The sequence below is a fragment of the Paenibacillus sp. W2I17 genome (assembly GCF_030815985.1).
In the GTDB taxonomy this organism is placed as follows: Bacteria; Bacillota; Bacilli; order Paenibacillales; family Paenibacillaceae; genus Paenibacillus.
The window spans coordinates 4,098,485-4,111,916 of the sequence record NZ_JAUSXM010000001.1 but is presented as its reverse complement, the minus strand read 5'-3'; the positions used below and the strand labels follow the sequence as shown (position 1 = coordinate 4,111,916).

Annotated in this window: 12 protein-coding genes; all 12 read left to right on the top strand. The window is 47.0% G+C overall.

Annotated features, from left to right (window positions below):
* Positions 1-28: 28 nt before the first annotated feature.
* The 12 genes from QF041_RS18320 (at position 29) to QF041_RS18265 (ending at position 13,360) form a co-directional block, all read left to right on the top strand.
* Positions 29-358 carry a DUF952 domain-containing protein gene (locus QF041_RS18320; protein WP_036673184.1) on the top strand — a complete coding sequence of 110 codons (330 nt, stop codon included), beginning with the start codon at positions 29-31 and terminating at the stop codon, positions 356-358.
* 69 nt (positions 359-427) lie between these two features.
* A complete protein-coding gene (locus QF041_RS18315) occupies positions 428-1,018 on the top strand; it encodes a DUF1572 family protein (RefSeq protein WP_307415236.1) in 591 nt (196 codons plus the stop codon).
* The gene (locus QF041_RS18310; RefSeq protein ID WP_307415235.1) at positions 1,015-1,605 is read left to right on the top strand and encodes a histidine phosphatase family protein; all 591 of its coding nucleotides are present in this window, start codon (positions 1,015-1,017) and stop codon (positions 1,603-1,605) included. Before QF041_RS18315 ends, QF041_RS18310 begins: the two co-directional genes overlap by 4 nt.
* 61 nt (positions 1,606-1,666) lie before the next feature.
* Entirely contained in the window at positions 1,667-2,383 is a 717-nt protein-coding gene (gene pxpB, locus QF041_RS18305) for a 5-oxoprolinase subunit PxpB (RefSeq protein WP_307415234.1), read from the top strand.
* Complete coding sequence (locus QF041_RS18300) at positions 2,380-3,411, top strand: 5-oxoprolinase subunit C family protein (protein ID WP_307415233.1); 1,032 nt, start codon at positions 2,380-2,382, stop codon at positions 3,409-3,411. The genes pxpB and QF041_RS18300 overlap by 4 nt, the downstream gene beginning before the upstream one ends.
* Complete coding sequence (locus QF041_RS18295) at positions 3,411-4,184, top strand: LamB/YcsF family protein (protein WP_307415232.1); 774 nt, start codon at positions 3,411-3,413, stop codon at positions 4,182-4,184. The genes QF041_RS18300 and QF041_RS18295 overlap by 1 nt, the downstream gene beginning before the upstream one ends.
* An 86-nt stretch (positions 4,185-4,270) precedes the next feature.
* Positions 4,271-4,729, top strand: a complete 459-nt coding sequence (locus QF041_RS18290; RefSeq protein WP_307415231.1) for an NUDIX domain-containing protein — start codon at positions 4,271-4,273, stop codon at positions 4,727-4,729.
* A 453-nt stretch (positions 4,730-5,182) separates the two neighbouring features.
* Positions 5,183-5,599: a pyridoxamine 5'-phosphate oxidase family protein gene (locus QF041_RS18285; protein WP_307415230.1), complete on the top strand. Its 417-nt coding sequence runs from the start codon at positions 5,183-5,185 to the stop codon at positions 5,597-5,599.
* Positions 5,600-6,074: 475 nt separating this feature from the next.
* The gene (locus tag QF041_RS18280) at positions 6,075-8,348 is read left to right on the top strand and encodes a bifunctional 2',3'-cyclic-nucleotide 2'-phosphodiesterase/3'-nucleotidase (RefSeq protein ID WP_483874692.1); all 2,274 of its coding nucleotides are present in this window, start codon (positions 6,075-6,077) and stop codon (positions 8,346-8,348) included.
* Between the two features lie 212 nt (positions 8,349-8,560).
* Complete coding sequence (locus QF041_RS18275; RefSeq protein WP_307415229.1) at positions 8,561-9,619, top strand: EAL domain-containing protein; 1,059 nt, start codon at positions 8,561-8,563, stop codon at positions 9,617-9,619.
* Positions 9,620-9,792: 173 nt separating this feature from the next.
* Entirely contained in the window at positions 9,793-11,880 is a 2,088-nt protein-coding gene (locus QF041_RS18270; RefSeq protein ID WP_307415228.1) for a methyl-accepting chemotaxis protein, read from the top strand.
* 187 nt (positions 11,881-12,067) lie between these two features.
* A complete protein-coding gene (locus QF041_RS18265) occupies positions 12,068-13,360 on the top strand; it encodes an arsenic transporter (RefSeq protein WP_047840355.1) in 1,293 nt (430 codons plus the stop codon).
* The last annotated feature ends 72 nt before the right edge of the window (positions 13,361-13,432 follow it).

Sequence of the window (13,432 nt, the reverse complement as noted above, 5' to 3'; positions counted from 1 at the left end):
CATCGTAGAAATTGAAGGAGGCGGAACCATGATCTATAGTATTATTTCCCGTTCGTTGTGGGAGCAAGTGTCAAAGGGGACTGAGTATGCACCAGATAGCCTGGAGACAGACGGATTCATTCATTGTTCCACTAAGGAACAGATCCCATGGGTAGCCGGGCAATATTATGCAGGCCGCACAGATCTGTTATTACTTAGTATTGATGAGAAGGCATTGAAGCCAGAACTGGTGTATGAGGATCTCTACGAATTGAATGAACTATATCCACATATCTATGGAGAGCTCAATCTGGATGCGGTTCGCAAAGTCATTCCATTTGAACCGAATGCAGACGGTACATTTTCATTTCCTGAATAAAATAACATGTGACGTATCTTTCTGAACGTGATCAGGGGTCATATTACTTTTCCGAAGGGTGGTTAACGGATGGATATGAATCAGGTTTTTCTGGAGACAGCGGAGAAGCAATTTCTGTATTACAAGCAGCTCGGGGAAAAAGCCATGGCACAACTGGAGTCCGAGCAATTGTTTCAATCCTGGAATGAAGACGCGAACAGCATTGCGGTAATCGTAAAACATCTGTGGGGCAATATGCTGTCCCGTTGGACGGACGTACTGACAACAGATGGTGAGAAACCGTGGCGTGAGCGAGATGCTGAATTCGTGAATGATATTGCATCCCGGGAAGAGTTGCTCGCTAAATGGGAAGAAGGCTGGACATGCCTACTCGAAGCCATTCGTTCGTTTACCCCGGAACAATTGTCTCATATCATATACATTCGCAATGAAGGTCATACCGTTATGGAGGCAATTATTCGGCAATTGGCGCATTATCCGTATCATGTCGGGCAGATTGTATTTGCCGCGAAAATGCTCAAAGAAACAGCTTGGGACAGTCTCTCGATTCCGAGAAACGGGTCTGCTCAATATAATGGCGGCAAATTTGCCAAGCCGAAGGCACGCAAACATTTTACAGAAGAAGAACTTCATATAGAAAAAGGTGAGGAACAACAATGACTCAAATTGCATTGATTCGCCATGGAAGTACAGCGTGGAATAAGGAAAAACGTTCACAGGGACAGACGGATAATCCGCTGGATCAGGATGGTAGGGAACAGGCGGTATTACTTGCCGCGAGGCTGGCCGAAGAATCCTGGGATGCCATCTATGCAAGTGACTTGGAACGTGCAAGTGAGACGGCTCGCATCATTGGTGATCGCCTGGGTATTCAGGAGATTCATCTGGACCCTAGACTTCGCGAGATGGGCGGGGGTCAGGTCGAAGGAACGACGGAAGCAGAACGTATAGCCAAGTGGGGAGTGGACTGGAGTACCCTGGATCTGGGACGGGAGCTTGCGGATGCAGGGACTGTTCGAGGCAGTGCGATGCTTGAGGATATTGTACAGCAGCACCCCGATGGTAGAGTGATCGTTGTCAGTCACGGAGCCGTTCTACGGAATACACTGCGAGGTCTGGTGCCTGAACTGGATATCAGCGTGAAGCTGTCCAACACATCCATTACCCGGATTGCCAAGAAAGATGATACGTGGCAATGCGAACTGTACAACTGCAGCGTGCATTTGGATTCGTCCAGGGAGTCTTAATAGATGGATGCTCTGACGTTAAAACGCTAGCAAACTTTGTGGACAAAGGGGGAGATGGCACATGACCAAACAGCCGTATGCATGGACGGAGGAGATCTTATCTCCGCTGGGTGAGACAGCGGTTACCATCGATTGCGGGGATCAATTGTCTGACGCTGTGCAGCGCAGAGTGATGTCTGTATGTGCTTTGCTGGAAAGAAGCACTCTGCCAGCCATGATCGAATGGGTGCCTTCATATACGTCCGTTACAGTATTTTATGATCCGTTCATCTCCCCGTACCCCAAGTTATGCCGTATTCTGCTTCAGCAGTTGAATCAAATGAAGGAATCCGTCCAAGGCAAACCCAGAACGGTCACGATTCCCGTATGTTATGGTGGCGAGTGGGGGCCTGATCTGGACTACGTTGCCAGTGAACATGGACTGACCGCAGAGGACGTTATTGCGATTCATACATCCGGGGATTATCTCGTACATATGATAGGATTCGCACCGGGTTTTCCATATCTCGGCGGGTTGTCTGAACAGATTACTACGCCCAGACGTGCAACGCCAAGGCTTCGGGTTGAGGCGGGTACAGTAGGTATTGGTGGCAAACAGACGGGAATATATCCAGTGGACACACCCGGAGGATGGCAATGTATTGGACGAACGCCACTCCGGTTGTTTCGGCCGGATGAGAACATACCGAGTTTGCTGGCAGCAGGTGATCGGGTTCGATTTGAACAGATTACGATGCAGGACTATCTGGCGTTGAAGCGGAAGGAGGGCGAACGATGAGTATCGAAGTGATTCGCCCTGGTCTGTTATCTACCGTTCAGGATGAAGGCAGAACCGGCTATCGCCGGTATGGTATTCATCCTGGAGGGGTCATGGACACCTTTGCAGCCAGAGCAGCCAATATGCTTGTGGGCAACTCCCGACATGCGGCAGTACTGGAGATGACGATGAGGGGGCCAGAGCTTCGATTTCAGGAGAGCCAGCTAGTCTCATTATGTGGAGCCGATCTGACGGCAACGGTGGATCATCTGCCTGTACCTTTGTGGCGTCCTGTGCTGGTGCGGGCAGGAAGTGTACTGAAGTTTGGCCAATGTCGTCATGGCTTGCGTGGTTATCTGGCGATTGCGGGCGGAATAGCTGTGCCTGAAGTGATGGGAAGTCGAAGTACAGATCTCAAGACAGGTCTTGGCGGTTTGGATGGGCGAGCCTTGCGCGTGGAGGATCTGTTATCCAATGGTGAACCTTCTGCCGAAGCACGAGTATGGATGCAGCGTATGGAGCAGCAGGTAAAGGAGAGTGAGCGAGACCACCGAATATTGGCGCCTGCGTGGCTTTTATCTGAACGTGAAAGACCTGACTATTATGGGCAACCTGTTATTCGTGTGATGGAGAGCAAGGATAGTTCGCTGTTCAGCCAAGAAAGTCTTGGACAATTCTATGCCGAAAAATACGTGATTTCTTCGCAATCCGATCGGATGGGCTATCGCTTGCAAGGCTCCAGACTGGAGCTGGATCAGCCCTTGGATCGGCTGTCTGAAGCCGTTACCTATGGCACGGTGCAGGTGCCACCGGATGGTCAGCCAATCATCTTGATGGCGGACCATCAGACGATTGGAGGTTATCCTGTCATTGCACAGGTAGCTCGGGTGGATATGCCTATCCTGGCTCAGGCTAGGCCAGGAACCCAAATTTTCTTTAAAAAGATTACGCATGATCAAGCCCGGCAGTTGTACATGGAACAGGAAATCAATATGCAACTCATGGATAAACTGATACGCAGAAGAATGGCAGGAATGGGGGGCACTTAATGAATACCTCGAAAACTTTGGATATCAATTGTGATCTGGGCGAAAGTTATGGTGTATATCGCACGCTATCGGATGAAGCCATTCTGCCCTTAATTACGTCAGCCAATATTGCCTGCGGGTTTCATGCAGGGGACCCGGCTACGATGCGGATGACGGTAGAGAGGGCATTGGAGCATCGGGTTGCAATTGGAGCCCACCCCGGGTTGCCGGATTTGCAAGGGTTTGGCAGAAGACGAATGGAGATTACGCCAAGGGAAGCATATGACATGGTGGTATATCAGATCGGAGCGCTGGATGCCTTTGTTCGGGCAAGCGGAGGGCGAATGCATCACGTGAAACCGCACGGTGCTTTATATAATATGGCCGCAGAAGATGCGAAGCTTGCTGAAGCCATCGTGGAGGCGATCTATCAAGTACAGCCTGAACTGTATTTGTATGGTCTGGCGGGCAGTGAGTTGATTCACGCTGCGGATCGCATCGGTCTGCGCAGTGTGAGCGAGGTGTTTGCAGATCGAACCTATGGGACGGACGGACAGTTAACTCCTCGCAGCCAAGCTGGAGCCCTCATTGAAGAATCGGGACAAGCGATTGCTCAAGTGCTTCGGATGGTGAAAGATGGCGTGGTTGCATCCACGGATGGTATGTTGGTTCCCATTAAGGCAGAGACGGTCTGTATCCACGGTGACGGAGCAAACGCTCTCGCATTTGCGCAAGAGATTCGTCACGTGTTGGAATCGGAATGCATTAAGTTATCCGCGCATACCACGGGATGATACGCCTGTTCAGCAGAACAATCGTAGTATTAGGTTGTTCGGATTGAACTTTGAAATTTTGGAATGAAAAGGAGTGAATGAACAGAATGAAACCCATACGCAATTCGGCGAAGGCTGTCATTGTGCAGGATGGACGATTGCTGGTCATCCGGCTGGAAGACCAATATGGTACCGCTTATGTGTTCCCGGGTGGAGGACAGGAGAAAGGTGAAGAGCTCAAGGATGCGGTCGCACGCGAATGTCTGGAGGAGATTGGTCAGGCTGTGAACGTTGGAGAGCTGTTACATATCCGGGAGTATATCGGTAAAAATCATGAATTCGCCGAGTGGGATGCAGATATCCACCAGGTTGAATTTTATTTTGCGTGCAGCCTCTTAGATCCAGCTGCAACTATTTTTGAAGGCTCCAATCCAGACGACCACCAAGTCGCCGTGGAATGGATTGCACTTGAAGAGCTGTCCCAGATTCGTTTATATCCAAAAACCATTGGTGAATTGCTTCTTAAATCGGGTTCTTCATCAATCTATCTTGGAGATCTGAATTAAATCAGCCAAGAAGAAATATCGTGCTAACCCCTTTATGTAAACATTTTTATAAAGAACTTTTCCAATTTGGTCACGTTTGCGTATCGGTTCATGGATTCACCATAGGTGAGGTGGGTACACTATAAGTACAGGCTTATTACAAAAGCATTTGCAGCTTTCTCTAGTAATAAGGGATTAATGAACTGTCATTAAACACAAAGAGATGGTAACAACTACACTTCTCTTGTACTTTTTATTATCCACCCTTAATCGGAAGAACAGTAGACGTAGTGGAGGGGACGGAATCGATTCTGAGGAAGCAAAGCGTTCGCCTTTATCACCGGATTTTTCCCTTGAGAAAAGGGAATCAAAAAAAATCTGGGGATAACAGCGATCCAAAGAACGATCCGTACCCGCAACGGCCTTCTACATAGTCCTTCCAATATACTCCCAAAACCGAAAGGAGCACTTCCCATGAACCAGACTGAATTGGAACAAAACATTGTAAAAGCATTGGAAAACAACCCTTTTTGCAGCTTCTCGACTGTGGAGAATGGTAAACCGAAATCCCGCTATATGGCGCTTTTCAACGATGGACTGAACATTCATCTGGCAACGAACCGCCGTACACACAAAGTAGAGGAACTGAAGAATAATCCGAATGTTAGCCTGCTACTTGGTTATGAGGCTGGTGGTTCCAAGGAAGTAGTTGAGATCGAAGGAACCTGTGAAGTGACAAAGAACGAAGGCTTGCGTGAGCAAGTGTGGAACGACGAACTGAAGGCGTGGTTCGATGGACCTAATGATCCTAATTACGTCATTCTGGACATCACCCCGACTCGTATTGAATACACGGGGAAAGATCATGAACATCATGTGTGGGAACAATAATCCGAATATGAAAATAACCTCTGCAAAGTAGCGTCCTTATGCGAAAATACGTGCAGAGTTTAATCCAACCGTGAAAGCCATTATGGTTTCACGGTTTTTGGTATGGATGAATAACGCTGAATTGGATATACATGTAAGACACATGTAATATACGTATTTTAAAGATAATAAGCACTAAATACCTACTAAAATGTTGAAAAAATTGTCGAAATCACGCATGATAATGTAAACTCGCCTAGGTATGTGCGGGTAATGTAAAAATAATGCTTTTCAATGGCTGATCATTGCGTTATGATTTGGAATGTAAACGACAAGCACAGACATAAATAGATGTTCATGTGAGATAAACTTACCTGAAATTCCGATGCATGTCATCAGAGCGTCAGTACGCACAACCCATGAAATCTATCTTTTTCTGCGCTCTTCGTTTGCCCATTAATGCATGATTCAATGTACATAACCGGGAGGGGTTATTTTGAAAATGAGAAAAAAAGTATTATCAAGCCTGACTGCCGCTTTGGTTGCATTAAACGTGCTTGCGGTGTTTCCGGTACCTGTATCGGCTGCGGATGCTACCAAAGTTAAACTGCGGATCATGGAGACCACAGATATTCATGACAATCTGATTAACTATGATTATTATTCCGACAAAGAGACAGACCAGTATGGACTCGCCAAAACAGCTACACTGATCAAAAAAGCACGTGATGAAGCCAAGAACAGCTTGCTGTTCGACAATGGTGATCTGATTCAGGGTAACCCGCTGGGAGACTATGTTGCGAAGATTGATCCACTGAAAAAGGGTGAGACTCACCCTGTATATAAAGCGATGAATCTGCTCGATTATGATGCAGGTAACATCGGTAACCATGAGTTCAACTATGGTCTGGACTTCCTGGACATGACGCTGGAGGGAGCGAACTTCCCTTACATTAATGCCAATGTCTATGTAGACGATGGTGATGATGATGAGACAAATGACAAGAACTATTTCACACCGTATGAGATTTTGGATAAAAAAGTAACGGATGAGACTGGCAAAGAACATACGATCAAAGTAGGTGTGATCGGATTTGTGCCGCCTCAAATCATGCAGTGGGACAGCGCCAACCTTGAAGGCAAAGTAATCGCCAAGGATATTATTGCTACCGCGAAAAAATTCATTCCTGAGATGAAAGCAAAAGGTGCCGACATTATTGTAGCCATCCCTCACTCCGGATTTGAGGATATCCCTCAAACGGATCTGATGGAGAACTCCGTACTGTATCTGAGCCAGGTAGAAGGCATTAATGCCATTCTGTTTGGACATGCTCACAAAGTATTCCCAAGTGCTGATTTTGCGGGCAAAAAAGGGGTAGACCTGGAGAAAGGTACAATTAATGGCGTTCCTGCTGTAGAGCCAGGGTTCTGGGGTGATCATCTTGGTATCATCGACCTGGATCTGGAACTGGTTGATGGCAAATGGAAAGTGGTGGATTCCAAAACGGAAGCTCGCCCAATCTATGACACAGCCAACAAAAAGCCACTAGTAGATGCGGATCAGGACATCATTGATGCGGTTCATGAAGAGCATGAAGGTACATTGGAGTATGTTCGTGGTCCGGTGGGCGAAACGACTGCACCTATCAACAGCTTCTTCGCTCTGGTTCAGGATGATCCATCCATTCAGATCGTAACGAATGCACAGAAATGGTATGTCGAAAAACATATGCAAGGTACGGAATATGAGAAAATCCCTGTATTGTCCGCAGGTGCACCGTTCAAAGCCGGTGGACGTTCAGGCGCTTCGTATTACACGAATATTCCTAAAGGCACCATTGCGATCAAAAACGTTGCTGACCTGTACGTATATCCAAATACGGTACATGCTGTAATGGTTAACGGCGCAGAACTGAAAGAGTGGCTGGAATGGTCTGCAGGCCAGTTCAACCAGATCGACCCGGCTAAAGGTGGACAACAACAACTGATCAACAACGACTTCCCAACCTACAACTTCGATGTTATCGATGGTGTAACGTATCAGATCGATGTGACACAACCAGCCAAGTATGACGGCAAAGCAACCGTTGTAAATGCATCCGCAAGCCGGATCAAGGATCTGAGCTTTAACGGTAAACCGATTGACCCAGCGCAAAAATTCATCGTAGCGACGAATAACTACCGTGCTTCTTCGTCCAAGCTGGCTAACCCGGACGGTAAACGTATCGTTCTGGCTGCACCGGATGAGAACCGTCAAGTGATCATCGACTATATCCGTGAGAACAAAACGATTAACCCGGCAGCGGACGGCAACTGGTCCCTGGCACCAATTAAACCATCTGCTGGGTTAACCGCAGCAGCGCTGAACGATCTTGAAGTTGTGTTTGCTTCTTCCCCGGATGCAAAAGATCTGGTTGAAGCAAACCCGGCGATGTCTTTCATTGGTACAAATGATGATGGTTTTGCTGAATACGGCATGAAATTGACTGGAGAAGCAACAACAACTCCGAAACCAGGTACGGAGCCTGCTCCTACGCCTACAAAGCCAACTAAACCTACGGATCCGACTACTCCAACCAAACCAACGACCAAGCCACAGCCTGAGAAACCAGCGGGCGGCAAAGTGGTATATGTGGTGAAAAAAGGCGATAACTTGTACCGTATCGGCTTAAAATATGGTGTGGACTGGCGCAAGCTTGCGACAGCTAACCAAATCTCAAATGTGCATAACCTGAAAGTTGGACAGAAAATTGTGATTCCCGCTTCTTAAAGTTTTATAAGTTGAGGGAGACCGACAGTCATCAGACTGTCGGTCTTTTTTTCTGCAAATTTGAATATATTTGTTCCAAGAACCGTCATACAGGAAGTCATCAAAACAGTAGAGATTAATTTTAAGACCCATGATATAATATTTACAAACTTTGGGTATATACAAGTGAACATTAATGGACATGGAATCTAAATTGGCAAGGGGGGTCCTACATGAATTGCAGTGGCTGCAGTCCAATCTATGCTATAGAGGGCCAAGGTACCTTGTACTTGCGTCCCATTTCCCCCGCTTTGCTGGAAGCGCTACAAACGCCGGGAAGACTTATCGAGACGTCGGATGACATGATGTGGATGGATTTTTCGAATCTTGAGACGGTTCAGAGCTTAATAGAAGAGATCGGCGAAATTGATCCGATATTACGTGATTCCCTAACCGTTCAGATTATGCCTATTTACGAACAGGTTAATGAAGAAAGCTGGATTAGTCTAACCATGCAGGAGTCCCGTTTCAAGCATGCGGAGCTTGTTTCGATTATTCTGGAGCATCAATTCAGCAGTCATATGCAACCTATCGTTGATGCATCGGAGCAGATTATCGGATATGAGTTTTTGCTTCGTCCTGCTGAGAATGGAAAATCCTTCAGTTCCTATGAATTATTTGAAGTTGCGCGTGAGACCGGACTACATTCTTTTCTGGATCGATTGGCGCGTATTACTGCTATTGAGACCAGTGCCCTTTTTCTGCCGCATGGTGTCAAACGCTTCGTAAATTTCCTGCCTTCCTCCATATATAATCCCGAATATTGTCTGACACATACGTTTGAAGCGATTGAACGTCTTTCGCTGGACCCTAAAGATTTTGTGTTTGAAGTCGTGGAAACAGAGCAGATTCAGCATATGCCCATCTTGCAGCAAATATTTGAGGTATATCGTTCCCGTGGAATGTCGGTTGCACTGGATGATGTGGGTGCCGGATATTCGACAATAGAGTTGATGAATAGGTTAGAACCGGATTTTGTCAAAATAGATCGAAGTCTTATTGACCGTTGTGATCAGGATTCGACCAAACAACAGCAAATTCTTCATATTGTTGAGATGTCGAGTCGATTTGGAGGGCAAGTCCTTGCCGAGGGGATCGAACGAATGGAAGAGTTTGAATTCTGTCGTTCCATAGGTATTGAGCTTGCACAGGGCTACTATTTTGGTAAACCCTCGGCACATCCCCCAGACGGTCCATACTCCAATACTTCATCTAATTCATGGAATAATTAGTAACCTGTACCTTGTACAAGTCGCTTCTGATCAGAGGTGGCTTGTTTGGCGTGCCTGCACATTTTTCTCTCAAATAAATACCCTCATTTAGCCGATATATAAGATAAGCCTTTTAGATTGATCCATACATACAAAGAAAGAGGGCATTTTTACATTTTGAGGGGGAGAAAGACATGAGTGAAACTCAGGATAATAAACCAATGAAAGCAGCGAAACCTGCCAAACCAAAACATAATCAAAATAAAAAGAAGAAAAAGAAAGGTTTTGTCTGGAATATAAGGAACAAACTATTGGTCTCCTTCCTGGCCGTTCTACTCCTGCCAAGCTTGGCAGTCGGCTTGATCACACTAACGATGGCTGAAGATGGCGTACAAGGACAATTAGTGGATAGTGCCATGCAAAGTGTGAGTACTGCCAATACAATTGTAGAAAGCCAAGTGAATAACAAGATTCATGACATTAACTATTTCGCGGATGCCCTTGATCCGAGCCTGGTCAAAGGGGAGAACGATAGTCCGGAGCTTCAGGTGAAGCTGGAGCAATATCTGGGCTTGCATCCCGATGCTCTGAACATCTTTGTAGGAACCCAAGAGGGAGTTATGGTGCGTGGTAAGGCCAAGACTGGAAATGCTCAAGAGGCCAATTATGATCCTAGGGAGCGGGAGTGGTACAAGCTTGCGATGGAAAAGCCAGGTACAGCTGTTGTATCAGCTGTGTCTGTTAATACCGATGGCGTTGCAGTTGTGTTTATCTCCAAAACATTAAAGGATCAATCCGGTGTCATCGGTTTATCTCTAGACCTGACAGACCTGCAAGAGCAGGCATCCATTAAGGTGGGCAAAGAAGGCTACGTCATTATTATGGATGCAAACAAAAACTATGTCGTATCCCCTGTAGCAGATGCAGGTACGCCGGAAACGAGTGGCTTGCTGGATGAGATGTATGAAGGTCCAGAAGGTCAATTCGATTACGTGTTCAACGATCAGCCGAAGATGATAATTTTCTCAACAAATGAAGCAACAGGCTGGAAAATTGCCGGCACGATGTTCAAGAGTGAAATAACTAATGCGAGTAAGGATATCCGCATGGCCACATTTATTGTTATTCTGGCGGCTACGTTCCTTACGCTCCTCTTTATTATCTGGTTTACACGCTCCATGCTGCGTCCAATTAAACGACTGCAGGAATCTGCCAGAGCCGTAAGTAAAGGTGACTTGACCGTGAAAATGGAAACAGGGCGTAAAGATGAAGTCGGAGAACTTGCCAAGTATTTTGAACGTATGGTCGATAACCTTCGAATGATGATTCTGGGTGTACAGGAAACGACAGAGCAGGTATCAGCTTCTTCTCAAGAGTTGTCTGCCAGTGCAGAACAAACTACCAAAGCGATTGAACATTCAACACAGGCCATTCAGGAACTGGCTGAAGGTGCAGAGCAGCAGGTAAACAGCGTGAAAGACGGATCGGGACAGATGAGCCGAATGGCAGAAGATGTTCGAATGATGTCCGAGCGTGTGCAATCGATTACGGCGAATATGCGGAATACGTCCGGAGCAGCTACTTCTGGTAATGCGGCAGCAGGACAGGCTGTGGAGCAGATGAACAGCATTCAGAAAACGGTGGAGCAGCTGGGGACTGTGGTTCAATCTCTGAATGCCCGTTCCGTTGAGATTGGTAGCATGGTTGATGTCATTGCATCCATCTCCAAACAAACGAACTTGCTCGCATTAAATGCTTCTATTGAAGCGGCAAGAGCGGGGGATGCGGGTCGTGGGTTTGCAGTTGTAGCTGGTGAGGTACGCAAACTGGCAGAAGAATCCGGGAGTTCGGCAGCGCAGATTGGTGAGGTGGTTCATAATATCCGTCAGGACATGGATGCCGCTCTAATCGCCATGAATGCAGCTCAGACTCGGGTAGGAGAAGGAATTCAGGCCGTGAATACGTCAGGACAATCCTTTGCTCAGATTCGGGAGGCAGTGGAAGATGCGGTTCATACATTGGATGACTTGTCCGCAACAACAAAGCAACTGGAGAGTGGTGCATCCCACGTTGCCAAGGCGATGAGTGATATTTCGAATGTGACCCAGGAATCGGCTGCGAATACAGAATCCGTGTCTGCATCTTCGCAAGAACAACTGGCATCGGTAGAAGAGATCGCATCATCCTCGGCACATCTGAATAGCATGGCGGAACAATTGCAAGGATTGCTCGGCATGTTCAAGATGGTGGAGGATACACCGAAGGATAAGGGCAAAGAATAAAATCTAACATTGGAACGCCATAATTTACCACACTTTTTATAATAGAAGAAAATAAAGATAGACATTGCTCCTGTAGCCCTGTATAAATATATCGTCTGGTTATTCTGCGCGTATAGCGGTGTAATCTTACAAAAAAAGATCGAATTAACGAAATAATATATTGATACAGGGTACAGCAGGAGGCTCTATGGTATACGTAGCAATACTGATTTTTGTAGTGACGATCACCTTGGTGATCTGGCAACCTCGTGGGTTGGGTATCGGTTGGACTGCCTCTGGCGGGGCATTGCTTGCCCTGCTATGTGGAGTTGTTAGCTTAAATGATGCCTCGGATGTAGCATCGATTGTATGGAATGCAACGCTAGCCTTTGTCGGCATTATTATGATTTCTCTCATTCTCGACGAGACGGGTTTCTTCGAATGGGCTGCCCTTCATATGGCAAGGCTGGCTGGAGGAGACGGTCGCAGACTGTTCTTCTACTCCATTCTGCTGGGAGCCGCGGTGTCTGCCTTGTTCGCGAATGACGGTGCCGCGCTCATTCTGACGCCAATTGTGCTCGCGATGGTGCGTGCATTGAAGTTTGATGAGCGCATGGTGTTGGCTTTTGTAATGGCGAGTGGATTTATCGCCGATACCACGTCGTTACCGTTAGTCGTCAGCAATCTGGTTAACATTGTATCGGCCGATTTCTTTGGCATTACATTTGTGGAGTATGCGGTACGCATGGTTGTGCCCAATCTGTTCTCAATCGTAGCGAGTACGGGGATGTTGTTTTTGTTCTATCGCAAAAGCATACCCCTTCGCTACGACATCTCCGCGGCACGTGACCCGAAGGAAGCGATACGTGATCCACGGATGTTCCGAATCGCCTGGTTCATGCTTGGGCTGTTGTTGGTTGCCTATGCATCCAGTGAGTTTCTGCCGATTCCCGTGTCGGTTATCGTTGGCTCCGTTGCGTTGCTGTTCGCTTTATTGGCACGCAAGAGCGAGGCTGTTGATCTGAAACGGGTAATTAAGGAAGCGCCATGGTCGATTGTGGTGTTCTCGGTGGGCATGTATATCGTCGTATATGGACTGCGTAATGCAGGGTTAACCGATCATCTGAGCCGCTGGCTGGATGCCATAGCAGAGCATGGTCTGCTGGCTGCTTCGCTCGGGATGGGCATCATCGCTGCTGTATTATCATCGGTGATGAACAACCTGCCGACCGTGTTGATTAACCTGCTAGCCATCCAGGGCGCACATACCGAAGGTATCATTCAGGAAGCATTGATCTACGCCAATGTCATTGGTTCCGACCTGGGTCCCAAAATGACCCCGATTGGATCACTTGCCACATTGCTGTGGCTGCACGTGTTATCCCGCAAAGGTGTGAAGATCACATGGGGGTATTATTTCAAAGCAGGCATCATCCTGACGATTCCAACATTGTTAATTACCCTAGCCGGATTGGCGTTGTGGCTCTGGATTTTAGGTTAGTACAATCGTATTTTACATTTTCAACTAGCACAGACCGTTAAGTGTCTGGAGTAGGTAGTGTTGTAAGGATCG

Coding starts and splice junctions, on each gene's coding strand:
- QF041_RS18310 (WP_307415235.1), top strand. CDS start 1,015: ATGACTCAAATTGCATTGATTCGCCATGGAAGTACAGCGTGGAATAAG.
- QF041_RS18265 (WP_047840355.1), top strand. CDS start 12,068: ATGGTATACGTAGCAATACTGATTTTTGTAGTGACGATCACCTTGGTG.
- QF041_RS18320 (WP_036673184.1), top strand. CDS start 29: ATGATCTATAGTATTATTTCCCGTTCGTTGTGGGAGCAAGTGTCAAAG.
- QF041_RS18295 (WP_307415232.1), top strand. CDS start 3,411: ATGAATACCTCGAAAACTTTGGATATCAATTGTGATCTGGGCGAAAGT.
- pxpB (WP_307415234.1), top strand. CDS start 1,667: ATGACCAAACAGCCGTATGCATGGACGGAGGAGATCTTATCTCCGCTG.
- QF041_RS18285 (WP_307415230.1), top strand. CDS start 5,183: ATGAACCAGACTGAATTGGAACAAAACATTGTAAAAGCATTGGAAAAC.
- QF041_RS18315 (WP_307415236.1), top strand. CDS start 428: ATGGATATGAATCAGGTTTTTCTGGAGACAGCGGAGAAGCAATTTCTG.
- QF041_RS18270 (WP_307415228.1), top strand. CDS start 9,793: ATGAGTGAAACTCAGGATAATAAACCAATGAAAGCAGCGAAACCTGCC.
- QF041_RS18290 (WP_307415231.1), top strand. CDS start 4,271: ATGAAACCCATACGCAATTCGGCGAAGGCTGTCATTGTGCAGGATGGA.
- QF041_RS18275 (WP_307415229.1), top strand. CDS start 8,561: ATGAATTGCAGTGGCTGCAGTCCAATCTATGCTATAGAGGGCCAAGGT.
- QF041_RS18300 (WP_307415233.1), top strand. CDS start 2,380: ATGAGTATCGAAGTGATTCGCCCTGGTCTGTTATCTACCGTTCAGGAT.